The 23,070-nt window shown below is 68.3% G+C and carries 16 protein-coding genes; 11 read left to right on the top strand and 5 right to left on the bottom strand.

The genetic code is table 11. The features are described from left to right. Nucleotide 1: 1 nt before the first annotated feature. Genes J8G26_RS10665 through J8G26_RS10655 form a run of 3 tightly spaced genes read left to right on the top strand, consistent with a single transcriptional unit; the run spans nucleotide 2 to nucleotide 3,161 of the window. Nucleotides 2-1,042, top strand: coding sequence for a MoxR family ATPase (locus J8G26_RS10665; protein WP_210568901.1), 1,041 nt, complete (start codon nucleotides 2-4; stop codon nucleotides 1,040-1,042). Beyond that, nucleotides 1,023-2,075 carry a DUF58 domain-containing protein gene (locus J8G26_RS10660; RefSeq protein ID WP_210568900.1) on the top strand — a complete coding sequence of 351 codons (1,053 nt, stop codon included), beginning with the start codon at nucleotides 1,023-1,025 and terminating at the stop codon, nucleotides 2,073-2,075. The genes J8G26_RS10665 and J8G26_RS10660 overlap by 20 nt, the downstream gene beginning before the upstream one ends. Nucleotides 2,076-2,117: 42 nt before the next feature. Continuing rightward, nucleotides 2,118-3,161, top strand: a complete 1,044-nt coding sequence (locus tag J8G26_RS10655) for a VWA domain-containing protein (protein ID WP_210568899.1) — start codon at nucleotides 2,118-2,120, stop codon at nucleotides 3,159-3,161. Nucleotides 3,162-3,243: 82 nt separating this feature from the next. On the opposite strand, the gene J8G26_RS10650 is transcribed toward J8G26_RS10655, so the two are convergent. Continuing rightward, nucleotides 3,244-4,101, bottom strand: coding sequence for a creatininase family protein (locus J8G26_RS10650; protein WP_210568898.1), 858 nt, complete (start codon nucleotides 4,099-4,101; stop codon nucleotides 3,244-3,246). Between the two features lie 115 nt (nucleotides 4,102-4,216). Between J8G26_RS10650 and J8G26_RS10645 the strand changes: the two genes are divergently transcribed. The 4 genes from J8G26_RS10645 to J8G26_RS10630 all read left to right on the top strand — a co-directional run bounded on the left by J8G26_RS10645 (nucleotide 4,217) and on the right by J8G26_RS10630 (nucleotide 12,368). Then, nucleotides 4,217-8,065: a DUF748 domain-containing protein gene (locus J8G26_RS10645; RefSeq protein WP_210568897.1), complete on the top strand. Its 3,849-nt coding sequence runs from the start codon at nucleotides 4,217-4,219 to the stop codon at nucleotides 8,063-8,065. Nucleotides 8,066-8,170: 105 nt separating this feature from the next. Continuing rightward, nucleotides 8,171-10,411 (top strand): thioredoxin family protein, encoded by a 2,241-nt coding sequence (locus tag J8G26_RS10640; RefSeq protein ID WP_210568896.1) that lies wholly within the window; start codon nucleotides 8,171-8,173, stop codon nucleotides 10,409-10,411. A gap of 67 nt (nucleotides 10,412-10,478) precedes the next feature. Next, nucleotides 10,479-10,994: a CoA-binding protein gene (locus J8G26_RS10635; protein ID WP_210568895.1), complete on the top strand. Its 516-nt coding sequence runs from the start codon at nucleotides 10,479-10,481 to the stop codon at nucleotides 10,992-10,994. Nucleotides 10,995-11,045: 51 nt separating this feature from the next. Next, entirely contained in the window at nucleotides 11,046-12,368 is a 1,323-nt protein-coding gene (locus J8G26_RS10630) for an O-acetylhomoserine aminocarboxypropyltransferase/cysteine synthase family protein (protein ID WP_210568894.1), read from the top strand. A gap of 77 nt (nucleotides 12,369-12,445) precedes the next feature. Here the strand turns inward: J8G26_RS10630 and J8G26_RS10625 are convergent, their stop codons facing one another. Then, nucleotides 12,446-13,027 carry a DUF2062 domain-containing protein gene (locus tag J8G26_RS10625; RefSeq protein ID WP_232476528.1) on the bottom strand — a complete coding sequence of 194 codons (582 nt, stop codon included), beginning with the start codon at nucleotides 13,025-13,027 and terminating at the stop codon, nucleotides 12,446-12,448. A 12-nt stretch (nucleotides 13,028-13,039) separates the two neighbouring features. After that, the gene (locus J8G26_RS10620; protein ID WP_210568893.1) at nucleotides 13,040-14,011 is read right to left on the bottom strand and encodes a TerC family protein; all 972 of its coding nucleotides are present in this window, start codon (nucleotides 14,009-14,011) and stop codon (nucleotides 13,040-13,042) included. A gap of 154 nt (nucleotides 14,012-14,165) precedes the next feature. Between J8G26_RS10620 and J8G26_RS10615 the strand changes: the two genes are divergently transcribed. The 4 genes from J8G26_RS10615 (at nucleotide 14,166) to priA (ending at nucleotide 20,960) form a co-directional block, all read left to right on the top strand. Further along, nucleotides 14,166-15,071, top strand: a complete 906-nt coding sequence (locus J8G26_RS10615) for a LysR family transcriptional regulator (RefSeq protein WP_087743444.1) — start codon at nucleotides 14,166-14,168, stop codon at nucleotides 15,069-15,071. A 230-nt stretch (nucleotides 15,072-15,301) separates the two neighbouring features. Next, the gene (locus J8G26_RS10610; protein WP_210568892.1) at nucleotides 15,302-16,882 is read left to right on the top strand and encodes an MFS transporter; all 1,581 of its coding nucleotides are present in this window, start codon (nucleotides 15,302-15,304) and stop codon (nucleotides 16,880-16,882) included. 155 nt (nucleotides 16,883-17,037) lie between these two features. Then, a complete protein-coding gene (gene hemE, locus J8G26_RS10605; RefSeq protein WP_210568891.1) occupies nucleotides 17,038-18,150 on the top strand; it encodes a uroporphyrinogen decarboxylase in 1,113 nt (370 codons plus the stop codon). Between the two features lie 674 nt (nucleotides 18,151-18,824). Further along, the gene (gene priA, locus J8G26_RS10600; protein WP_210568890.1) at nucleotides 18,825-20,960 is read left to right on the top strand and encodes a primosomal protein N'; all 2,136 of its coding nucleotides are present in this window, start codon (nucleotides 18,825-18,827) and stop codon (nucleotides 20,958-20,960) included. Between the two features lie 122 nt (nucleotides 20,961-21,082). Here the strand turns inward: priA and J8G26_RS10595 are convergent, their stop codons facing one another. Both J8G26_RS10595 and J8G26_RS10590 read right to left on the bottom strand, forming a co-directional pair. Then, a complete protein-coding gene (locus tag J8G26_RS10595) occupies nucleotides 21,083-21,688 on the bottom strand; it encodes a DVUA0089 family protein (RefSeq protein WP_210568960.1) in 606 nt (201 codons plus the stop codon). A gap of 379 nt (nucleotides 21,689-22,067) precedes the next feature. Continuing rightward, the gene (locus J8G26_RS10590; RefSeq protein ID WP_210568889.1) at nucleotides 22,068-23,021 is read right to left on the bottom strand and encodes an AEC family transporter; all 954 of its coding nucleotides are present in this window, start codon (nucleotides 23,019-23,021) and stop codon (nucleotides 22,068-22,070) included. Between the last annotated feature and the right edge of the window lie 49 nt (nucleotides 23,022-23,070).

Here is a 23,070-nt window from a genome sequence, read left to right as displayed (position 1 = left end):
CATGACACCCACCGCCACACCCCCTGCTGCCGCATCCACCGCCACGCTGATGGAGCAGGTGCTCTACGAGGTCAAGCGCGTCGTGGTCGGGCAAGACCGTTTTCTCGAACGCGTGATGGTGGCCATGCTGGCCCAGGGCCATCTGCTGGTCGAAGGCGTGCCCGGCCTGGCCAAGACGCTCACCGTGAAAACGCTGGCCCGCACCATCCAGGGCAGCTTCAAGCGCATCCAGTTCACGCCCGATCTGGTGCCCGCCGACCTGGTGGGCACGCGCATGTACAACCAGAAAACCGGCGAGTTCAGCACCACGCTGGGCCCGGTCTTCACGCACCTGCTGCTGGCCGACGAAATCAACCGCGCGCCCGCCAAGGTGCAAAGCGCCCTGCTGGAGGTGATGCAGGAGCGCCAGGTCACGATTGCCGGCGAGACCCACAAGGTGCCCGAGCCCTTTTTGGTGATGGCCACGCAAAACCCCATCGAAACCGAAGGCACCTACGCCCTGCCCGAGGCGCAGGTGGACCGTTTCATGATGAAGGTGCTGCTCGGCTACCCCACCGAGGAGGAAGAGTTCGTGATTGCCCAGCGCGCACTGGATGCGCCCGTGCAGGTGCTGCCCGTGGCCACCACGGCGCAGCTGTCGGCCCTGCAGGCCGAGTGCCGCAGCGTGTATGTGGACCCGTCGCTGCTGCAATATGCGGTGAAGCTGGTGGCGGCCACGCGGGCGCCCGCACAGCATGGCGTCAAGGACATTGCGCAGTTCATTGCCTGCGGCGCCAGCCCGCGCGCCACCATCTGCCTGGCCGAAGGCGCCCAGGCCCTGGCCATGCTGCGCGGGCGGGCCTATGTGCTGCCCGAAGACATGACCGACCTGGCAGCCGATGTGTTGCGCCACCGGTTGTCGCTGTCGTACGAAGCGCTGTCGGACGGGCTGGATGCCGATGCGCTGATTGATCGCATCATGGCCAAGATACCGGCGCCTGCACGGCCTTTGCACCACGCGCAAAACAGCATGGGCCCTCACCATGAGCAAAAAGCCGCCTGAAACCGCCGCCGGGCAGCCCCTGCCCAGCTTGCCCGGCCAGGCCGACCGCCTGCTGCGGCAGCTGGAGTGGCATGTCATTCGCCGGCTCGACGGTCTGCTGCAGGGCGACTACCGCACGCTGGTTCGCGGCAGCGGGCTGGACCTGGCCGATCTGCGCGAATACCAGCCCCACGACGATGTGCGCCACATCGACTGGAACGTCACGGCCCGCCTGAACGCCCCCCATGTGCGCGTGTTCACCGAAGACCGCGAGATGTCGGCCTGGTTTCTGCTGGACCTTAGCCCTTCCATCCACTTTGGTCCACAGGGCCACGCCAAGCGCGACATCCTCACCGGCTTTGTGGCGGTGCTGGCGCGCCTGCTCACGCGCCACGGCAACCGCGTGGGCGCCATGCTGTATGGCGCGGCTGGCGCAGGTGGTGCGGGCGGTGCAAAGGGCGCAGAGGGCCGCAGCGCGCGTGCGGTGGATGCCGTGCTGCCCCCGCGCAGCAGCCGCGCGCAGGTGCTGCACCTGGTGCACCGGTTGCTGCAGCCGGGCACCGTCCAGCCCGCTGGCGGCACGCAACTGGGCTTGCTGCTGCAGGCCGGCCTCGGCGGCATCCGCCGGCGTTCCACGGTGTTCGTGGTGTCGGATTTCATCAGCGCGCCCGGCTGGGAAAAGCCGCTGGCTCAGCTGGCGCAGCGCCACGACGTGGTGGCCGTGCGCCTGTTCGACCCGCTCGAACTCGAACTGCCCGACCTGGGCCTGGTGCTATTGCGCGATGCCGAAACCGGCGAACAACTGCAGGTCGACACGCACGACCAGGCCTTTCGCCAGCGCTTTGTCCGTCTGGCCGCCGAACGCGAGGCCGCTCTGCGCGCCAGCCTGGCCGCAGCGGGCGCCGACACGCTGGAGCTGCGCACCGATGACGACCTGATCGACGCCCTGCTGCGCTTCATGGACCTGCGCCAGCGCCGCGCCGGCCCGCGGCTGCGCGCTTTCAAGCCCAGCCCCCGCGCTACCAGCGTGCCGGCCGGGCGGGCCGCTGCCTAACACCGCTCCATCAAGAACATAAGAACCCAAGGACACCCGACCATGGTCTTTCTCTGGCCCACCCTGCTCTGGCTGCTGCTGGCGGTGCCGCTGCTGGTGGCGCTGTATGCCTGGCTGCTGCACCGGCGCAAGCAGACAGCGCTGAACTACCCCAGCCTCGGTCTGGTGCGCGCGGCGCTCGGCCCCGGTCAGCGCCTGCGCCGCCATATCCCGCCCGCATTGCTGCTGCTGGCACTGGTGGCCCTACTGCTGGCGGCGGCGCGCCCGCTGGCGGTGATCACGCTGCCCTCGGAGCAGCAGACCATCATGCTGGCCATGGATGTGTCGGGCAGCATGCGCGCCACCGACGTGCAGCCCGACCGCATCACCGCCGCGCAAGACGCCGCCAAGGCCTTCATCGCCGAGCTGCCGCGCCATGTGCGCGTGGGCATCGTGGCCTTTGCGGGCAGTGCCCAGCTGGCGCAGCTGCCCACCCAGAGCCATGAAGACCTGGTCAAGGCGATCGACAGCTTTCAGCTGCAGCGCGGCACGGCCACGGGCAACGGCATCATGCTGGCGCTGGCCACGCTGTTCCCGGATGCGGGCATCGACATCGCGGCCCTGGGCGGGCGCCAGGCCATGCGGCCGCGCTCGCTCGACGAAGTGACCAAACAAGACCCGGCGAAAACCTTCACGCCCGTGGCACCGGGCTCGTACAACTCGGCCGCCATCATCATGCTGACCGACGGCCAGCGCACCACCGGCGTGGACCCGCTGGAAGCCGCCCAATGGGCCGCCGACCGGGGCGTGCGCGTGTACACCGTGGGCGTGGGCACGGTGCAGGGCGAAACCATCGGCTTCGAGGGCTGGTCGATGCGCGTGCGGCTCGACGAAGAAACCCTCAAGGCGGTGGCCTTGCGCACCCAGGCCGAATACTTCCACGCCGCCACGGCCGCCGATCTGAAAAAAGTCTATGAAACCCTGAGTTCGCGCCTCACGGTGGAAAAGCGCGAAACCGAAATCTCGGCCCTGCTGGCGCTGGCGGGCGCCACGCTGGCGCTGCTGGCCGCCGGGCTGTCGGTGTGGTGGTTCGGGCGGGTGATGTAGTCAGCCACTATCAAAACAAGAGCTGCTTGCGCTGGCTGGATAAGCGCTAGAGGCCAAAAGCACCCAAAACACCCAAACCCCACTATTCGGCCAGGCCCCCAGGGCCCTTCACCAGGGTGGTCAGCGGCAAATCGTGCAGTTCCTGCAGCAGCCGCACCAGTTGCTGCGCGGCGGCGTCCACCACCGCTCGGCCCTTGTCGGCTGTGGCGGCGGCGGCATTGCCCACCGCGCCGGCGACATGGTAGTCCTGCATCTGCCAGCCCAGCTTGGCGCTTTTGCCGTTGCCCAGAATGGCGTAGCGCTCGGCACGGTCCTGCGAGGTGGAGCGGAAATCGCGCGCGTGCTCCATGTGCACCGTGGCGGGCGCCAGGTGCAGCATCATTGATGTCTCGATCTCGCCCGCATGGATGCCAAAGCGGTGTTCTTCGGCGCTGAACTGGCCGGCCACCGCATCGGGCAGCGGCAGGCTGAACCAGCTGGCGCCGTACACCAGCAGACCGCAGCGCGTGCGCAACTCGCGCGCCACGATGTCCATCACGCTGACCTGGCCGCCATGGCCGTTGAACAGCAACAGCTTTTTCACCCCGGCGCGCGCCACGCATTCGCCGATCTCGGTCCACAGCGCGATCACCGTGGCGGGCGACAGCGTGAGCGTGCCGGGAAAGCGGATGTGCTCGGGGCTCAGGCCCACCACCTGCGGCGGCAGGAACAGCGCGGGCAGCGCAGCCGGCAGCAGCGGCAGGGCGGCGTCGATCACGCCCTGCAGCAGCGTGGCGTCCACCGACAGCGGCAGGTGCGGCCCATGCTGCTCGATGGCCGCCACGGGCAGCACGGCCACCGTCTGCCGGGCCTGGCCGCTGGCAAGCAGCCGGGTGAAGTCGCGGGTGGAAAGGTCGGCCCAGAGGCGCGACGGCAGGGATGGGGTGGCAGCGGCGGTCATGCCTGCCATGGTAGTGGAGCAGCGGCACGCGCGGATAATCCGGCCTGTGCAAAGCCCGCGCCGCCGGTCCGACGGGCTTTGCGCCCCCTTTCGCTCCACATTGCCCGACAGCCCCATGCCCCAGCCCCTTGCCCTCACGTCGCTCGCCACATTACGCCACCACCGTTGGGTTCGCCGGGGCCTGTGGGCCTTGCTGGCGCTGTTGCTGCTGTGGCTGCTGAGCTGGCTGTCGGTGCCGGCGCTGGTCAAGGGCCCGCTGGAGCGCATCGCCAGCGAACAGCTGGGCCGCCCCGTCACCGTGGGGGCCATCGAGTTCAAGCCCTGGACGCTGGAAGTCACCCTGCGCGACATCGCCATCGGCGGCGCCCAGGGCGGCCCGCCGCAGCTGAGCATTGCGCGCATCTATGCCGATGCCGAGCTGCAGTCGCTGCTGCGCCTGGCGCCGGTGGTGGACGCCCTCGCGATCGACGCGCCCCATCTGCGGCTTACGCACCTGGCCGACGGCCACTACGACGTGGACGACATCCTGGCCCGGCTCACCGCCCCCACCGACAAACCCGCCAGCGGCCCCGCCCGGCTGGCGCTGCACAACCTCACGCTGACCGGCGGCGCCATCGACTTTGACGACCGCACGGTGGACAAAACCCACGCCGTGCGCCAGCTGGCCCTCAAAGTGCCCTTCATCAGCACCCTGCCCGCACAGCGCGAGATCCAGGTCGAGCCGCACCTGTCTTTCGAAGTGGACGGCAGCCGGTTTGACTCGTCGGCGCAGGCCACGCCGTTTACCCAAACCGGCAAGGGCGACGCCACGCTGAAGTGGGAGGGGCTGGATCTGGCACCTTACCTGCCCTACCTGCCTGCCAGCCTGCCGGTGCGCGTGCAGGGCGCCGTCCTCGACCTGGACCTGAAGGTGGCGTTCGAGCAGGCACCCCGCCTGGCCGTGACGCTGTCGGGCCAGGTGCAGACGCGCAAAGTGCAGATCACCGATCGCCACCAGCAACCCCTGCTGTCCTACGAGCGCCTCACGGTGGACATGGCCGATGTGCGACCGCTCGACCAGGTGGTGCGCCTGGCCCGCGTGGAGCTGGCATCGCCCATCGTGACGGCCACGCGCAATGCCAAAGGCGAGATCAACCTCGCGCAACTGGCCGCACCGGCGGGATCTCCGGCGGCATCCCCCACCGCCAAACCCACACCGCCTGCCGCACCGGCCCCCCAGGGCCCCGCCAGCGGCGCGACCCCATCTACCAGCGGCGCAACGACACCCGCCAGCAGCGCCAGCAGCGCAACTCCACCCGCCGCCCCGCCCGGCTGGACCGTGGCCGTGGCGCAGGCCGCCGTGCGCCAGGGCCAGCTGCGCTGGACCGACCAGAGCACCCGGCCCGCCGCCGCGCTGCAGGCCACCGACTTCACGCTGGATGTGGCCGATGTGGCCTATCCCTTCAAGGCGCCGCTCACCTTCACGGGCGCGCTGGGCGTGCAAAGCAGCACGCAAAGCCTGCAGGGCAGCACCCTGGCCTTCAAGGGCCAGGCCACCGACCGCGCCGCCGAGGTCAACCTGTCGGCCAAGGCCCTGGCTCTGCAGCTGGCCGCGCCCTACCTGGCGCAGACGCTGGAGCCCGCGCTGACCGGCCAGCTCAGCGGCGAGATGGCCGTGCAGTGGCAAGCCCCCGCCGGTGACGCAGCCAAGGCAGGCGCCACGGGGGTCACCCTCAGCGCCGGCCCGCTGGCGCTGGAGCAACTGGCGCTGCAACAGGGCAAGACCGCGCTGGCCAGCGTGGGCAAGCTGGGCCTGGACGGCCTGAAGCTGAATCTGGACACCCGCACCGTGGACATCGCGCGCCTGGGCATCACCCAGCCCCAGGCCACGGTGGAGCGCGCCGCCGACGGCCGCTGGATGTTCGAGCGCTGGCTCAAGGCCGCACCCGCCACCACGCCCGCCGCCAAGCCCGCCAGCAGCACCACGGCGGCAGCGCCCGCCTGGCGCGTGCGCCTGGGCGAGCTGAACGTGGACCAGGGCAGCGTGGCCTTTGCCGACCGCGCCCAGCCCCGCCCCGTGGCACTGAACCTGTCGGCGCTGAGCCTGCAGGCCCGCAACCTGGCCCCGGACGGCCGCAAGCCCGAAGCGTTCCACCTGTCGGCCCAGGTGGCTGCACGCCGGGGCAACGCCGGCAAACTCGAATTCGGGGGCAACGCCGGCAAGCTCGACTACCGGGGCACGCTCACGCCCCAGCCCTTTGCCACGCAAGGCCGCCTGGAGGCCAGCCGCCTGCCCCTGCACGCCCTCGACGGCTACCTGGCCGACCGCTTCGCCATCGAACTGCTGCGCGCCGACGTGGGCTTTCGCGGCCAGGTGGCGATGTCCCAAAGCCCGCGCGGCACCACGCTGCGCCTGAACGGCGACGCCGCCATCGACGCGCTGCGCGCCAACAGCACGGCCGCCGCCACGCCCAAGACCGCCGAGCAGGTGGGCGAGGAACTGCTGGCCTGGAAGAGCCTGGGCCTGCGCGGCCTCTCCGTGGCCCTGGCGCCCAACACCGCCCCCCGCGTGGAGGTGAAGGAAACCAGCCTGGCCGACTTTTATGCGCGCATCGCCATCAACGAAAACGGCCGGATCAACCTGAGCGACATCGCCAAAAGCCCGGCCGAGGTCAACAACCAGGCGCCCACCGCCACGCCCGCGCCACCCACCCCCGTGGCCGCTGCCCCTGATACGCCCCCCGACACGCCCGCAAACACCGCCACCGCATCGGCCAGCGCCCCCCTGCCGCCCGACCCGCTGGCGCCGGTGGTGGTGTTCGGCCCGGTGAGCCTGGTCAACGGCAAGGTGCTGTTCTCGGACTACTTCATCAAGCCCAACTATTCGGCCGACCTGACCGAGCTGACCGGCAAGCTCAGCGCGTTCTCGTCCCAGCCGCCGGGCGGCGAGCCCGTGCTGGCCGACCTGGAACTGCGCGGCCGCGCCGAGGGCTCGGCCTCGCTGGAAATCACTGGCAAGCTCAACCCGCTGGCCAAGCCGCTGGCGCTCGATATCCACGGCAAGGTGCGCGACCTCGAATTGCCGCCCCTCACGCCCTATGCGGTGAAATACGCGGGCCATGGCATCGAGCGCGGCAAGCTCAGCATGGACGTGTCCTACAAGGTGCTGCCCAACGGCCAGCTCACCGCCAGCAACAAGCTGGTGCTCCACCAGCTCACGTTTGGCGACCCCGTGGAGGGCGCCCCCAACAGCCTGCCGGTGCGGTTGGCCGTGGCCCTGCTGGCCGACAGCCAGGGTGTGATCGACCTCGACCTGCCCATCAGCGGCTCGCTGAACGACCCGCAGTTCCGCGTCGGCCCCGTCATCTTCAAGATCATCGTCAACCTGATCGGCAAGGCCATCACGGCGCCGTTCAGCCTGCTGGCCCGCGCGTTTGGCGGCGGCGACGAACTCAGCAGCGTGGCCTTTGCCCCCGGCAGCGCCACGCTCACGCCCGAAGCCCGGCAAAGCCTGGACAAAGTGGCCCAGGCCCTGACCGAGCGGCCCGCGCTCAAGATCACCGTGACCGGCACGGCCAGCCTGGCGCGCGAGCGCGAGGCCCTCCAGCGCGAGCGCCTGCAAGCGCTGGTGCGCGCCGCCAAGCGCCGCGCCACCCCTGCCGACACCAGCCCCGTGCAGGCCGCCGAATACCCGGCGCTGCTCAAGGAGGTGTACCGCCGCGCCGACATGCCCAAGCCGCGCAACCTGGTGGGCATGGCCAAGGACCTGCCGGTGCCCGAGATGGAAGCCCTGCTGCTGGCCCACCTGCCCGCCGCCACCGAAGACCTGGCGACCGAGCTGGCCACGCAACGCGGCCAGGCCGTCAAGGCCTACCTGGCCGAGCAAAAGCTGCCCGCGGAGCGCCTGTTCATCGCCGCACCCCGGACCACCGCGGCGGACGAAAAATGGACGCCCCAGGCCCAGCTGAGCTTGGCGACACAATAGAGGCAACCCGTCAGGCCGCGCCACGCGCAGGGTGCACCACGCCCGGCGTGCCCTGCCAGGGCGCACCGGAACCAACCGCTGCGCCAGCGCTCACACCCTGTAACCATGCCTTATCGTCTGCTCTCGCGCCTCTTTTTCGCTCTGCTTTTCATAGCTGCCAGCGCTTCATGGACGGGCGTCAGCGCCCAATTTAGCCAAAAACCGGGGACCAGCACCAGCAGCGTGGTCACCACGCCCCGAGTGCGCGCCGAACTCATCGCGCACGCCCCCGAAGGCGTGGGCCCCGGCCAGCCGCTGTGGCTGGGCCTGCAAATCACCCACCAGCCCGAGTGGCACACCTACTGGAAAAACCCCGGCGACTCGGGCCTGCCCACCGAGCTGAGCTGGACGCTGCCTGCCGGCCTGGCCGCTGGCGACATCGCCTGGCCCGTGCCCCACACCATCCGCATCGGCACCCTGGCCAACCATGGCTACGAAGGCACGGTGCTGCTGCCCGTGCCGGTGCAGGTGGGCCCCGACTTCCAGGCGCCGCTGGCAGGCAACGGCACGCTGGCTGTGCGCCTGCGCGCCACCTGGCTGGTGTGCCGCGTCGAGTGCATTCCCGAAGAAGGCGAATTTGCGCTGCAACTGCCGGTGCGTGGCTCCACCGCGCTGCACGCCGCCGCCTTCGCCCAGAGCCAGGCCGACCAGCCGCTGGCGCTGGCGGGCGACGGCCAGGGCAGCCAGGTGCGGGTACAGGGCGAGCGCCTGCAACTGACCGTGCGCGGGCTGCCCGCTGCCGCACGCGGCCAAACGCTGGCCCTGTTTTCCGAAACACCCGAGGTGCTGATCCCCGCCGCCGTGCCCGGCAAGGACTGGACGCAGGCCTGGAACGGCGATGTCTGGACCGCCGACCTGCCGCTGTCGCCCCAGCGCGGCGACACGCCCGCCAGCCTGCCGCTGGTGCTGGCACTCGACCAGCGCCCCGCAGACCAGCAAGCGCCCCACGCCTGGCGCACCGTGGCCAGCGTGAGCGGCACCTGGGCCGCCGCCCCGCGCGCCAGCGTGTCGCCCGCCCTCGCGGCGGCGCTGGCGGCCAACCAGGCCCAGTCCGCGCCTTCCGCCCCCACCAGCGCCCCGCTGGGCACGCTGCTGGCGGCGCTGGCCGGCGGGCTGCTGGGCGGCCTGCTGCTCAACCTCATGCCCTGCGTGTTTCCGGTGCTGGCCATCAAGGTGCTGGGCTTTGCGCAGCACGGCAGCAACCGGCGCGCGCAGCGCCTGGCCGGTGCCGCCTACACGGCAGGTGTGGTGCTGTCGTTTCTGGCGCTGGGCGGCCTGCTGCTGGGCCTGCGCGCGGCGGGTGAGCAGCTGGGCTGGGGGTTTCAGCTGCAGTCGCCCGCCGTGGTGGCGCTGTTGGCCGGGCTGTTCACGCTGATCGGGCTCAACCTGGCGGGCCTGTTCGAGTTTGGCCAGTTCGTGCCGGGGCGCCTGGCCACGCTGCAGGCGCGCCACCCGGTGGGCGATGCGTTTTTGTCGGGCGTGCTGGCCGTGGCCATTGCCTCGCCGTGCACGGCACCGTTCATGGGTGCCTCGCTGGGCTTTGCCGTGGGCATGCCCGCCGCGCAGGCGCTGGCCGTGTTTGCCGCGCTGGGCCTGGGCATGGCCCTGCCCTACCTTGCCGCCAGCCTGGTGCCCGCCGTGGTGGGCTGGCTGCCCCGCCCCGGCCCATGGATGGACACCTTCCGCCGCGCCATGGCGTTTCCCATGTTCGCCACGGTGGTCTGGCTGGTGTGGGTGCTGGGCCAGCAAAGCGGTATCGACGGCGCGGGCGCCTTGCTGGCGCTGCTGGTGGCCGGCAGTGCGCTGGTGTGGTCGCTCACGCTGCGCGGGCGCACGCGGGTGGTGATTGCTTCTGTTTTGATAGCTGGCAGCGCTTGGCTGATAAGCGCTATTGGCCAAAATGTCATCAAACCGGTGGAGAACGCCGCCCAGGTCGCCACCGGCGGCAGCGGCGGCACCAGCGCTGCCAATGCCTGGCAGCCCTGGTCCGCAGACCGTGCGGCCGCGCTGATGGCCGCTGGCCAGCCGGTGTTTGTGGATTTCACCGCCGCATGGTGCGTGACCTGCCAGTACAACAAGCGCACCACGCTGGCAGACAGCAGCGTGCTGGCCGATTTTGCCGACCGCAAGGTGGCCCTGCTGCGCGCCGACTGGACGCGCCGCGACCCCGCCATCACCGCCGCCCTCACCCAGCTCGGCCGCAGCGGCGTGCCGGTGTATGTGCTCTACGCCCCGGGCAAGGCGCCGGTGGTGCTGACCGAGATCCTCAGCGTGGCCGAGGTGCGGCAAGCGCTGGCGACGCTGTAGCCGCCAACGCATCCGGCCTGCGGCGCGGGGCGGGCGGGGGCAGACGCGCTTGCGTACACTGCCCCGCATGAGCCGCACCCCCGACACCATCAGCACCCTGCGCGACGTGCTGGGCCGCTGCCGCACCATTGCGGTGGTGGGCCTGTCGCCGCAGTGGCACCGCCCCAGTTTCTTTGCCGCCAAGTACCTGCAGGCGCACGGCTACCGCATCGTGCCGGTGAACCCGGTGGTGGCGCAGGGCGGCGGCAGCATTCTGGGCGAGACCTGCTTCGCCAGCCTGTCCGACGCCTCGCAGGCCATCGCCCGCCAGGGCGGGCGCATCGACATGGTGGACTGTTTTCGCAAAAGCGACGACATCCCGCCGCTGGCCGAGGAGGCCATCGCCATCGGCGCCAGCTGCCTGTGGCTGCAGCTGGGCGTGGTCAACGAGGACGCCGCCCAGCGCGCCGAGGACGCGGGCCTGCAGGTAATCCAGAACCGCTGCGTAAAAATTGAGCATGCGCGCCTCTTCGGCGGCCTGGGCTGGATGGGCGTGAACACCGGCGTGATCACCGCCAAGCGGCTGCGCAAGCTTCCTTATTGATAGCTGCCAGCGCTTTCTGCACAAGCGCTGGAGGCACTTTTGACATAGACCATGGCCAATACCCCTTCTTCCGGCGCCGACCACGCCTACGGTTTCGGCACCCGCGCCATCCACGCAGGCGCCCAGCCCGACCCGGTGACCGGTGCGCGCGCCACGCCCATCCACCAGACGACCAGCTTTGTGTTTGACGACGCCGAGCATGCCAGCAGCCTGTTCAACCTGCAGACCTTTGGCAATGTCTACAGCCGCATCAGCAACCCCACGGTGGCCGTGCTGGAGGAGCGCATCGCCAGCCTGGAAAACGGCCGCGCTGCCCTGGCCTGCGCCAGCGGCATGGCCGCGCAGATGGCGGCACTGCTGGCCATCCTGAAAACCGGCGACCACATCGTGGCGGCGAGCACGCTGTATGGCGGCACGGTGGGGCAACTCGGCGTCGGGTTCAGCCGGCTGGGCATCGAGACCACGTTCGTGGACCCGGCCGACCCCGAAAACTTTGCCCGCGCCATGCGCCCCAACACCCGCGCCGTGTATGGCGAAACCATCGGCAACCCGCTGGTCAACGTGCTGGACATCACCGCGATTGCCGAGGTGGCGCACGCGCACGGCGTGCCGCTCATCATCGACAACACCGTGGCCAGCCCCTACCTGTGCAACCCGCTGCAGTTTGGCGCCGACATCGTGGTGCACAGCGCCACCAAATACATCGGCGGCCATGGCACCACCATGGGCGGCGTGGTGGTGGAAGGCGGCAAGTTTCCGTGGGACAACGGCAAATTCCCCGAGATGGTGGAGCCCAGCCGCGCCTACCACGGTGTGAAGTTTTACGAGACCTTTGGCGACTTTGGCTACACCATGAAGGCGCGCATGGAGGTCAACCGCACCTTTGGCGGCGTGCTCTCGCCCATGAACGCCTGGCAGCTGCTGCAGGGCGCCGAAACGCTGCACCTGCGCATGCGCGAACACTGCCGCAATGCCCTGAAGGTAGCGCAGTTCCTGCAAGGCCACCCGAAGGCGCAATGGGTCAACTACCCCGGATTGAGCGGCTCGCCGTACCACGCGTTGGCCCACAAGCAGTTCCGCGTGGTGGACGGTCACCCCGGCGCCTCGGGCATCCTGACCTTTGGCGTGAAAGGCGGCGCGGCGGCGGGCGAGAAGTTCATCGACGACTGCGAGTTTTTAAGCCACCTGGCCAACATCGGCGACGCCAAGACGCTGGTGATCCACCCGGCCTCGACCACGCACCGCCAGCTCAGCGAGGAGGAACTTGCCCGCGCCGGTGTCAGCGCCGACATGGTGCGGCTTTCGGTGGGCATCGAGGACATCGACGACATCCTGTGGGACATTGACCAGGCCTTGGCCCGCGCCACGGCCTGATTCCATTTCCCTTGCTATCGATTCAGCCCGTTGGCGTCTCCAGCGCCTTTCGGGCTGAGCGCATCCAAACCTGTTGGTCAATGCTCCGCAGGCGGCCTGGTGCAGCCTGCGGTGCGGCAGCGCTGCCAGCGGCGCCCGCGCTGCACAGCCGGAGCCAGCCACAGGATGTGCACGGCCACATAACCCAGCGCCGCCAGCAGCAAGCCCAGGGTGGGCAACCCCACCAGCAGGGGCGTGCCCAGGGCCTGCATCCATGCGGCCAGCGCCTGCACGGAAAACACTCCGTCCGGCGCCACGGTGCCCCAGGCGGGCATGACCTGCTCTCCCGGCATCGCCAGCGCGCCCAGGTAAAAGGCCAGCGCATACAGCGGCACGATCGTCAGGGGGTTGGTATAGAACGTGGTCATGCCCCCCGCCACCACATTGCCCCGCAGCCAGGCGCAAGCCAGCAGGGTGCCGGGCAACTGCAGCGGGCCGGGAATGAGCCCGCAGAACATCCCCGCTGCCACGCCCCGGGCCAGGGGCTGGCGCTGAAAACGGAACAGCGCGCGCTGCTCCAGCCAGGGCTGCAGGCTCAGCAGCCAGGGCCGGTCCATGTGGCCCCGCACGCGGGGCTCCAGCCCCCGCAACCAGCGGCGCAAGCTGCACAGCATCTGCATGGCGGCCAAAGCTCAGCCCTTGGGAGGCAGGGCAGGCGAGCCTTGGCTCGACGCCCGCAGCGACAGCACGATGGAGCCGGCAATCAGCGTGGCCGTGACCAGCAGCGCGTAGCCGATCGGAATCTTCACCAGGTCAATCAGCAGCATCTTGCCGCCGATGAACACCAGCACCAGCGCCAGGCCGTAAGCCAGCAGGTGGAAGCGGTTGGCCAGGTCGGCCAGCAAAAAGTACAGCGCGCGCAGGCCCAGGATGGCGAAGATGTTGGCCGTGAGCACGATGAACGGGTCGCTGGTGATGGCAAAAATCGCCGGAATGCTGTCCACCGCAAAGATGATGTCGGTGGTGCCGATCAGCACCAGCACCACGAACAGCGGGGTGTAGTGCTTGATGCCGCCGATCATGGTGCTGAGTTTTTCGCCGTCAAACCGGTCGGTGATGCGCATGCGCTTTTTCAGCAGCGTGAGCACCGGGTTGGTGGCGATGTCGGGTTCCTGCCCGGCGGCAAACCACATCTTCGCGCCGGTAAACACCAGAAACGCGCCAAACACATACAGCAGCCAGTGGAAGGTGGCCAGCAGCCAGGCGCCCACCAGAATCAGCAGGGTGCGCAGCACGATGGCGCCGATGATGCCGATGATGAGCGCGCGCTTTTGATACTGCGGCGGCACGGCAAAGTAGCTGAACAGCATCAAAAAGACAAAGATGTTGTCGATCGACAGGCTCTTTTCGACCAGATAGCCGGTGATGAACTGCATCGACACCGTGTTGGCCACCTCGCGGCCCTGGCTGCCATCGAGGTACCACCACAAAATGGCCACAAACACAAAGGCCAGTGAGAACCACAGCAGGCTCCAGCGCACGGCCTCTTTCATCGTGACCTTGTGCGCGCCCTGGCGCTCCATCACCAACAGGTCGATGGCAATGGCCACCACCACAAAGACGGCAAATCCCGCCCACATCCACCAGGTTCCTATCGTTTCCATGCTTTTTCTCCGAAAGGGAATTTGTTTTGCCCACCGCTCGCCTCGGGCACAGGGCTGCACTGTAGGGGCGGCATCGATTCTTAAAAACCTGTCATATTGGTAGCATTGGTTCGGTTTTTACGAACCCCACCGCTTCACCCACCGAAAGCCCCCCATGAGCCAAAGCTTCAATTACCGCCATCTTTTCTACTTCTGGGTGGTGGCCAAGGAAGGCGGCATTGCCCGCGCCGCCGAGCGGCTGGACATGGCCGTGCAGACCATCAGCGCCCAGGTGCGCGAGCTGGAAAAATCGCTGGGTGTAAGCCTGCTGCGCAGTGAGGGGCGCAACCTGGTGCTGACCGACGCCGGCGTGGCGGCGCTGCACGAGGCCGACCTCATCTTTGCGCTGGGTGAGCTGCTGCCCGTGCGCGTGCGCGAGGCCGCCAGTGGCCAGACGCTGCGGCTGAACCTGGGCATCTCTGACGGCATTGCCAAGCTGGCCGTGCACCGGCTGCTGACGCCCGTGCTGGACGAGCCCCACCTGCGGCTGCTGTGCCATGAGGGCGAATTTCAGCCGCTTTTGGGCGAGCTGGCACTGCACAAGCTCGACGCGGTGCTGGCCGACCGCGCGGCGCCGCCCAACCCCACCCTGCGCACCACCAGCCAGCTGCTGGGCAGCAGCGCCATCGCCTGGTATGCCCCGCCGCTGTGGGCCGAGGCGACAGCCAACGGCTTTCCGCACAGCCTGGCCGTGGTTCCCGTGCTGCTGCCCACCGACCACGCCGCCATGCGCGCGCGCATCGACCACTGGCTGGAGCGCGAGCGCATCCGCCCGCGCATTGCCGGCGAGTTTGAAGACAGCGCCCTCTTGAGCACCTTTGCCGCCACCGGCATGGGCGTGATGCCCGCGCCCGTGTCGCTGGGCGAGCACCTGGCGCAGACCCATGGCTTGGTGCAGGTGGGCAGCACGCCCGATGTGCAGGAGCAGTTCCACCTGATCTACAGCGCGCGCAAGGTGATGCACCCACTGCTGACGCGGCTGCTGGCGTCGGGGCAGAGTGGCACGCTACTGAATCAATAGCTGCCAGCGCTTATCCATCAAGCGCCGGATGCCAAAAACACCTCAAATGGTGCCAACCCACACCAGCGCGCCCCGGCCATCCAGTCCACCACCACCCGCAAGCACATCCACCCACGGCAGCGCAAACCGGGCATCGCGGCTATCCTCGCAGCACGTCGACCGCATGAACGGCAGCACGCTCGACTGCCGGCTCCACCCGAACCTTCATCGGCCCCATCCAACCAGCGCTCATGTCCTCGCCCTCAACCTCTTTATGGAGCCCCCTGCGCCAGACCGCTTTCCGGGGCCTGTGGATCTGCGGCGGGGTGTTCTTTGTCGGCAACGGCATGCAGACCATGGCGGCCGCGTGGCTCATGGTGGAACTCACGGGCTCGTCGTTCCTGGCGGCGCTGGTGCAGACCGCCGTGTTCATGCCCATGTTCTTGCTGGCGCTGCCCGCCGGCGTGCTGGCCGACACCACCGACCGCCGGCGCCTGATTTCGGGCGCGCTGCTGGCGCAGACCGTGGCCTGCGCGCTGCTGGCCCTGCTGGTGCTGGGCGGATGGGGTGGCCCGGCATCGGTGTTGCTGCTGGTGTTTGTGTGCGGCTGCTGCACGGCCATGCTCACCCCCGCCTGGAACTCGTCGGTGATCGACCCGGTGCCGCGCGACGGATGGCCGCAGGCCATCACCGCCGTCAGCATTGCCTACAACGCGGCGCGCGCCGTGGGGCCCACGCTGGCGGGGCTGCTGTTTGCGCTGCTGGGGGCGGGCTGGGTGTTTGCCGTCACGGTGGCCACCACGCTGGTGATGTGGGAATCGATCCGCCGCTGGCCGCCCAAGGCGCACCCGCCGTCCAAACTGCCCGCCGAGCGCCTGTGGGGCGGCACATTGAGCGGCCTGCGCTTTGCCTGGCATTCGCGCATGATCCTGGCGCAGCTGGTGCGGGTGACGGCCTTTAGCGCGGCGGGCTCGGCGCTGTGGGCATTGCTGCCGGTGATTGCGCAGCGCCTGGGCACCGGCGCGCAGGGCTTTGGCCTGCTGATGGGCTGCCTGGGCACGGGCGCGGTGCTGGTGGGCCTGGTGCTGGGACGGCTGCGCGCGCGCTTCGGGCTGAAGGCCATCGTGGGCACCGCCGGCGGCGTGTTTGCCGCGGCCATGCTGGTGGCGGCGCTCACGCAGCGGGCCTGGTTTGTCTATCTGTGGCTGCTGCTGGCGGGCGCGGCGTGGATGTCGGCCATGTCCACCTTCAACACCGCCACCCAGGCCAGCGCGCCGCAGTGGGTGCGCTCGCGCGCCGTGGCCATGCACATGGTGGCGGCGCTGGGCGCGTTTGCCATGGGCTCGGCCTTCTGGGGCGCCTCGTCCGACCTTATCGGCATCACGCCCACGCTGTGTGTGGCTGCGGCCCTCATGGTGGCCAGCCTGCTGCTGGCCCGCCCCATGCCCCTGCGCATGGGCGCACTGCACGAGGTGACCCAGGCCACGCCGTGGGACGAGCTTTTCATCGAGGCCGAGCCCCTGCCCGAGGCCGGCCCCGTGGCCGTGGAGGTGGGCTACCGCATCGCGCCGGGCACCGACGCGGCCTTTCTGGACGCCATCGGCCGCATGAAGGCCCCGCGCCGGCGCGATGGCGCCACCTTCTGGCGCGTGTACAAGGACCTGGGCGAACCCTCGCGCTATGTCGAGCGCTTCATCGTCGAATCCTGGGCCGGCTACCTGCACCAGCGCGCCCGCGCCACCCTGGCCGACCAGGCGCTGGAGACCGAGGTAAGGGCTTTCCTCGCGCCCGGCGAAATCGTGCGGATGTCGCACTACATCGCTGAACGGTGACCCCCCCTGAGCCGCTTCGCGCCTTCCCCCCTGAGGGGAGACGCTCCCAGCGGCCTGGCAAAGCCAGTTCCGCGGGCGCACTGGCTTGATGCGCGTCAAATTTCCACCGCCGGGTCGAGTGTCGAGGCGGGTGGTCCGCCTGCGACAATTGCGGGATGACCTTCGCGCCCCTCTCCAACGACACCTTCCTGCGCGCCTGCCGCCGCCAGGCCACCGACTACACGCCCCTGTGGCTCATGCGCCAGGCGGGGCGCTACCTGCCCGAGTACAAGGCCACGCGTGCCCAGGCAGGCAGCTTCATGGGCCTGGCCACCAACGTCCAATACGCCACCGAGGTCACGCTGCAGCCGCTCGATCGCTTCCCGCTCGACGCCGCCATCTTGTTCAGCGACATCCTGACCGTGCCCGACGCCATGGGCCTGGGCCTGTCGTTTGCCGAGGGCGAGGGCCCGCGCTTTGCCCAGGTGGTGCGCGACGAGGCCGCCGTGGCCCAGCTGGCCGTGCCCGACATGGACAAGCTGCGCTACGTGTTTGACGCCGTCACCAGCATCCGCAAGGCCCTCAACGGCCGCGTGCCGCTGATCGGCTTTTCGGGCAGCCCCTGGACGCTGGCCTGCTACATGGTCGAGGGCAAGGGCAGCGACGACTACCGCCTGGTCAAGAGCCTGATGTACGCGCGCCCCGACCTGATGCACCGCATCCTGGCCGTGAACGCGGACAGCGTGGCGCAATACCTGAACGCCCAGATCGACGCAGGCGCGCAAGCCGTGATGATTTTTGACAGCTGGGGCGGTGTGCTGGCCGATGGGGCATTTCAGGAATTCAGCCTGGCCTACACGAAGCGTGTGCTGGCGCAACTGAAGCGCACCGGCGTGGACGGCACCGACGTGCCGCGCATCGTCTTCACCAAAGGCGGCGGCATCTGGCTTCAAGATATGAAGGACATCGACTGCGAGGTGCTGGGCCTGGACTGGACGGCCAACCTGGGCAAGGCGCGCGCCATCGTCGGTGGCAAGGTGGGCGGCCCCGGCAAGGCGCTGCAGGGCAATATCGACCCCAACGTGCTGTTTGCCCCGCCCGCGCAGATCGTCAGCCAGGTGCACAAGGTGCTCGACAGCTTTGGCGCGCCGCACACCGACCGCACCACCACCGGCCCCACGCACATCTTCAACCTGGGCCACGGCATCAGCCAGTTCACCCCGCCCGAGCATGTGGCGGCGCTGGTGGAGACGGTGCACGGTTACTCGCGCGCGCAGCGCCAGCGCTGAAGGGACGGGGCCGCCGCCCCATGCACCACGCGGTGGCGTGCAGGCCACGGTTATGCACAAAATGGGGCGCCCCCAGTCGCTCGGCGGCGGCGCTTGCACACCGTTCCAACGGTCTGTGCCATTTCTAAAAATTTCCGCTAAGTGATTGATTTTGAACGATTTAATCCAAATGCCTTTTTTGTAAGCAAACCAGCCGAAACGCGTCATTTCAAGGACTTGCAGGCCAAACCCCCGAGATATCAACAAAGTTATCCACAGAAATTCTGGATTTCTTGCAAATCCCCCATGAAATCAATCACTTGCAGGTCAAATTGAAGAATTTTTTGAGGAGCAGCATCGGTGGCTAGCACAAATCGGGGGCATTTTTCCCTCTTGACGAACCCGGGCTGTACGACTTATGCACACAAATCGTGGTGCGGCGCAGCAAATATCCGGACGACCGTGCTAACACAAAAATTCCCCCTGAAATTCTTCAGACGATTGATTCATAAGGATTTTTTGTTCATGCCCTTTTTCCGGGCAATCTGTTGCAGGCCAGCATTCATGCGGCCTGGCAGGGCATCCTGACAGGATGTCAACAAAGTTATCCACAGAAAACCGGGATTACCTGCCGGCACCAGCCAAATCAAGCACTTAGCCGCCACACCCCCACATCACATCAAGATGCGCCCGTAATGTCCGCCCACCCCACCATCGTCCATGTGGCCCTGCAGACCCCGTCGCACAGCGGCGTGGGCGACCTGCTGAGCTACGCCAGTGAGCGCCCGCTCGCGCCCGGCACGCTGGTGCGCGTGCCACTGGGCACGCGCGAGGTGCTGGGCGTGGTGTGGGATGCCGACGCGGCCACGGGCGAGCTGCCCGACGGCGCCACCCTGCGCTCCATTGCCGGCGTGCTCGACGGCGTGGCCCCGCTCGATGGGCCCTGGCGCCGCCTGGTGGCGTTTGCGGCGCGCTATTACCAGCGCGCCCTGGGCGAAGTGGCCTTGGCCGCCCTGCCCCCGCAGCTGCGCGACCTGAAACCCGAACAGCTGGCGCGCCGCCTGCGCCGCCCGGCCCAGGCAGTGGGCGACCACTCAGACGCTATTCAAACCATAGCACTTAGCGCAGAGCAGGAAAGCGCCAGGGCCAGAATTGCCTCTGAAAAAGGCCCCTTCCTGTTGTTTGGCAGCACCGGCAGCGGCAAGACCGAGGTGTACCTGCGCTGCGTGCAGGAAATGCTGGAGGCCGACGCCACGGCCCAGGCGCTGGTGATGGTGCCCGAAATCAACCTCACGCCCCAGCTCGAAGAGCGCTTTGTCGGCCGCTTCGCACCACGCTTTGGCGCAGGCGCCGTGGTCTCGCTGCACAGCGGCATGACGAACCCGCAGCGCCTGAAAAGCTGGCTGGCCGCGCACAGCGGCAGTGCCCGCATCGTGCTGGGCACGCGCATGGCGGTGTTTGCCAGCCTGCCGGGCCTGAAACTCATCGTGGTCGATGAAGAACACGACCCGAGCTACAAGCAGCAGGAGGGCGCCCGCTACTCGGCGCGCGACCTGGCCATCTGGCGCGGGCGCGAGCAGGGCGCCAAGGTTCTGCTGGGCTCGGCCACGCCCTCGCTGGAAAGCTGGCACGCCAGCCGCCCGCCAACGGCCGAAGACCCCGAAGGCGGGCGCTATGTGCGGCTGCACATGCCAAGTCGAATCGGTTCCGGCAGCGGCGCCGGTGCCCTGCCCCGCGTGCGCCGCGTGGACATGAACCAGCAACCCCGGCGCACGGTGTTCAGCGCACCGCTGCTGGCCGCCATCACCGAGCGCGTGGCGCGCGGCGAGCAAAGCATGGTTTTGCTGAACCGCCGTGGCTACGCCCCCGTGCTGCACTGCGCCGACTGCGGCTGGAAAAGCGACTGCCCGCACTGCAGCGCGCACCAGGTCTTCCACAAAACCGACCGCACGCTGCGCTGCCACCACTGCGGCTATACCGTGCGCGTGCCCTACCACTGCCCCACCTGCGGCAGCCCCGACATCCACCCCATGGGCCGCGGCACCGAGCAGCTCGAAGAGCAACTTGGCGCCCTGCTGCGCAACGTGCAGCGCCCCGACGGCGCGCCCGCCCGCATCGCCCGCATCGACGCCGACACCACCCGCGCCAAGGGCGCGCTGGAGGCACAGCTGGCGCAGGTGCATTCGGGCGAGGTGGATGTGCTGGTGGGCACGCAGATGATTGCCAAGGGCCACGACTTTCGCCGCATCACGCTGGTGGCCGCCGTGCAGCCCGATGGCGCCCTGTTCAGCAGCGACTTTCGCGCGCCCGAGCGGCTGTTTGCGCTGCTCATGCAGGCCGCCGGCCGCGCCGGGCGCGACGCCGCCTACATGGCCGCGCAGGGCACGCCGTGCGAGATGTGGGTGCAGAGTTTTCACCCCCAGCACGCCGTGTTCGAGGCGCTGCGCACGCACGACTACCCGGCCTTTGCCGCCCAGCAACTGAAGGAGCGCGAAGAGGCCGCCATGCCGCCGTTCTCGTACCAGGCCCTGGTGCGGGCCGACGCGCGCACGCAAGAGGTGGCGCAGGGTTTTCTGACCGCCGCCACCGCCGCCGCCCATGCGGCAGGACTGCCGGGGCTGGAGGCGGTCACCCTGTTCCCGCCCGTGCCCCTGACCATCCAGCGCGTGGCCAATGTGGAACGCGCCCAGATGCTGATGGAAAGCCCCAGCCGCGCCGCGCTACAACGCTTTCTGGCCGCGTGGCAGCCGGTGCTGCAAACCACCCGCAGCCAGCCCGAGCACAAGGGGCTGGTGCGCTGGCTGGTGGATGTGGACCCGCTGGCGATTTGAAGTTGCCTGGGGTAGTTTGAGGTGTTTTATGGCTCCAGCGCTTGTAGATAAAGCGCCTTAAGCTATCAAAAGAGAAGCAGGCCGCAGCGTCGCCGGAAACCGGCATCTGGCCCTGTCGTTGCTCAGCGCGCTTTCGAGCGGCGCGAGGCAACGCCCAGACCGGCCAGCGCCAGGCCCATCAAGGCCAGCGAGCCAGGCTCGGGCACCGGGTTTGCCGACACATTCATTACATAGGCACCGCTGTTGCCCAGCGCGCCGCCACTGACGGCAAAAGCGTTTCCAAAGCCGCAACCGAAGCGGCACACCCCGATGAAGTAGTTACCCGCAGCCACGTTGAAGTTGACGATGGCGGCATCCAAAATAGAACCACCAAAGTCGTAGTTGTTGTCATCGTTCGCCGCCAACAAGGTGCCCGCAGCGTTCCACAGGCCGACTTCCATGTCCGTGTAGTTGACGCTGTCAAAGTCGATCGTGACGAGTCCACCAGACGTGCCAAAGGTGTAGAAGTCATACGCCGTCCTCAACCCGGTTGACCGCGTGACCTCGACGTGCGGCTGCGTGGTCGAGTTGGTCACTGTAGAGACGAAGTTGGTCGAAAACAGGCTTGCACCAAGGACTTGTGCGGTGGCAACACTGCCAGCGCCGATGGACGCCACCGGCAAGGCATGGGCCGCGACCCCGGCAACACTGATGGCAGCAGCAAGCGCTATTTTGGAGAACATGGTCATAGAACTTCCGATTGTTTTGGGTGAGGTAAATGGAGCCCCATGGGTTCGTTCCGCGCGATTGCCTTGGGTCTGGGCACTTGAAAGCAAATTACGCGCCACGCACGTGTTTTGTTGTTTTATTCGTTACAGATCAAACACTTACAAATGTTTCGGCGTGCGATCGCGATCCAAAAGAGCCGCGAGTGTAAAAAAACCCGACACTTCGACGGCCAAGACTACCTGGCTGGCGCCAGAAGCCCGGACGAACTGGCTCGCCCTGTGCTGGACATACCGAATCAGGCCAGCCCCTTGCAGAGAGTTTTCGACCACAAGAAAAGCGCATCTTTTTAACCTCTGGCGCTTATGGACAAAGCGCCACCAGCTATCAAAATAAAAGCACTCAGGTCAACAGCGCCACCGCCCCCGAAAAGCTCAAGAACGCCAGCGCCGTGGACACCAGGATGATCCGCGCGATGCGCCCGTTGTGCGCGCCAAAGCGTTCGGCCAGCAGCGAAACATTGCTGGCGCTGGGCAGCGCCGCCAGCAACACCAGCACCGTGAGGGCGAACGGCGTGAGCGGCACCCCCAGCGCGATGGCGGCCCGGCCCACGGCCCACACCAGCAGCGGGTGCAGCAGCAGCTTGGCCAGGGCGATGGGCACGTAGTCGCGCACCAGCACGCGCTCGTGCGGGCTCATCTGCGAGCGGGCCAGCACGGCGCCAATGGCGAACAGCGCCACGGGCGAGGCGGCGTCGGCCAGCATGGCCACGGTTTTGTTCAGCGGGCCGGGCAGCGTGAACTGCAGGGCCGAGGCCAGCGCGCCCAGCGCAATCGACCAGGGCATGGGGTTGGTGGCGATGCCCCTGAAGGCATTGCGCAGCGCCACGCCCACGCCGTGGGTGCCGGCGCCATCGAGCCGCGACAGCGCGATGCACAGCGAGCTGGTGATGACCATGTCCACCACGATGGCGACGATGGCCGGGCCCGCGCTTTGCGCACCCAGCAGCGCCACCAAAAGCGGCACGCCCATGAAGCCGGCGTTGGGGAAAGCCGCCACCAGCGCGCCAAAGGCGGCGTCGTTCCAGCCCATGCGCGGCCCGCGCGTGAGGGCCACCGTGCCGCCCACCATGACCAGCGCGCACAGCAGGTACACGCCGGCCACGGCCGGGTCGAGCAGTTGCGCTATGGGGGTGCTGGCGCCAAAGCGGTACAGCATGCAAGGCAGCGCAAAGTACAGCACGAAGGCGTTGAGCCCGGAAATAGCGGGTTGCGGCAGCACGCCGCTGCGCGCGGCCAGATAGCCGCAGAGCACGAGCGCGAAGAAAGGAAAGGTAACGACCAGAACAGACAGCACGGCGGGCATTCTCGCAGGACAGGGCGAAGCGGGGATGGGTGGCCGCCGC

The organism is Acidovorax sp. JG5 (assembly GCF_017939685.1).
GTDB lineage: Bacteria > Pseudomonadota > Gammaproteobacteria > Burkholderiales > Burkholderiaceae_C > Acidovorax.
Note: the sequence above shows the minus strand (reverse complement) of the source record. Positions and strands in the feature narration are given on the sequence as shown.

Excerpts from the sequence above, each read along its gene's own strand:
- hemE (WP_210568891.1), top strand. The coding sequence starts at position 17,038 with ATGACCTTCGCGCCCCTCTCCAACGACACCTTCCTGCGCGCCTGCCGC.
- J8G26_RS10625 (WP_232476528.1), bottom strand. The coding sequence starts at position 13,027 with ATGCAGATGCTGTGCAGCTTGCGCCGCTGGTTGCGGGGGCTGGAGCCC.
- J8G26_RS10650 (WP_210568898.1), bottom strand. The coding sequence starts at position 4,101 with ATGACCGCCGCTGCCACCCCATCCCTGCCGTCGCGCCTCTGGGCCGAC.
- J8G26_RS10595 (WP_210568960.1), bottom strand. The coding sequence starts at position 21,688 with ATGACCATGTTCTCCAAAATAGCGCTTGCTGCTGCCATCAGTGTTGCC.
- J8G26_RS10635 (WP_210568895.1), top strand. The coding sequence starts at position 10,479 with ATGAGCCGCACCCCCGACACCATCAGCACCCTGCGCGACGTGCTGGGC.
- J8G26_RS10655 (WP_210568899.1), top strand. The coding sequence starts at position 2,118 with ATGGTCTTTCTCTGGCCCACCCTGCTCTGGCTGCTGCTGGCGGTGCCG.
- J8G26_RS10630 (WP_210568894.1), top strand. The coding sequence starts at position 11,046 with ATGGCCAATACCCCTTCTTCCGGCGCCGACCACGCCTACGGTTTCGGC.
- J8G26_RS10640 (WP_210568896.1), top strand. The coding sequence starts at position 8,171 with ATGCCTTATCGTCTGCTCTCGCGCCTCTTTTTCGCTCTGCTTTTCATA.
- J8G26_RS10665 (WP_210568901.1), top strand. The coding sequence starts at position 2 with ATGACACCCACCGCCACACCCCCTGCTGCCGCATCCACCGCCACGCTG.
- J8G26_RS10610 (WP_210568892.1), top strand. The coding sequence starts at position 15,302 with ATGTCCTCGCCCTCAACCTCTTTATGGAGCCCCCTGCGCCAGACCGCT.
- J8G26_RS10615 (WP_087743444.1), top strand. The coding sequence starts at position 14,166 with ATGAGCCAAAGCTTCAATTACCGCCATCTTTTCTACTTCTGGGTGGTG.
- priA (WP_210568890.1), top strand. The coding sequence starts at position 18,825 with ATGTCCGCCCACCCCACCATCGTCCATGTGGCCCTGCAGACCCCGTCG.
- J8G26_RS10645 (WP_210568897.1), top strand. The coding sequence starts at position 4,217 with ATGCCCCAGCCCCTTGCCCTCACGTCGCTCGCCACATTACGCCACCAC.
- J8G26_RS10620 (WP_210568893.1), bottom strand. The coding sequence starts at position 14,011 with ATGGAAACGATAGGAACCTGGTGGATGTGGGCGGGATTTGCCGTCTTT.
- J8G26_RS10660 (WP_210568900.1), top strand. The coding sequence starts at position 1,023 with ATGAGCAAAAAGCCGCCTGAAACCGCCGCCGGGCAGCCCCTGCCCAGC.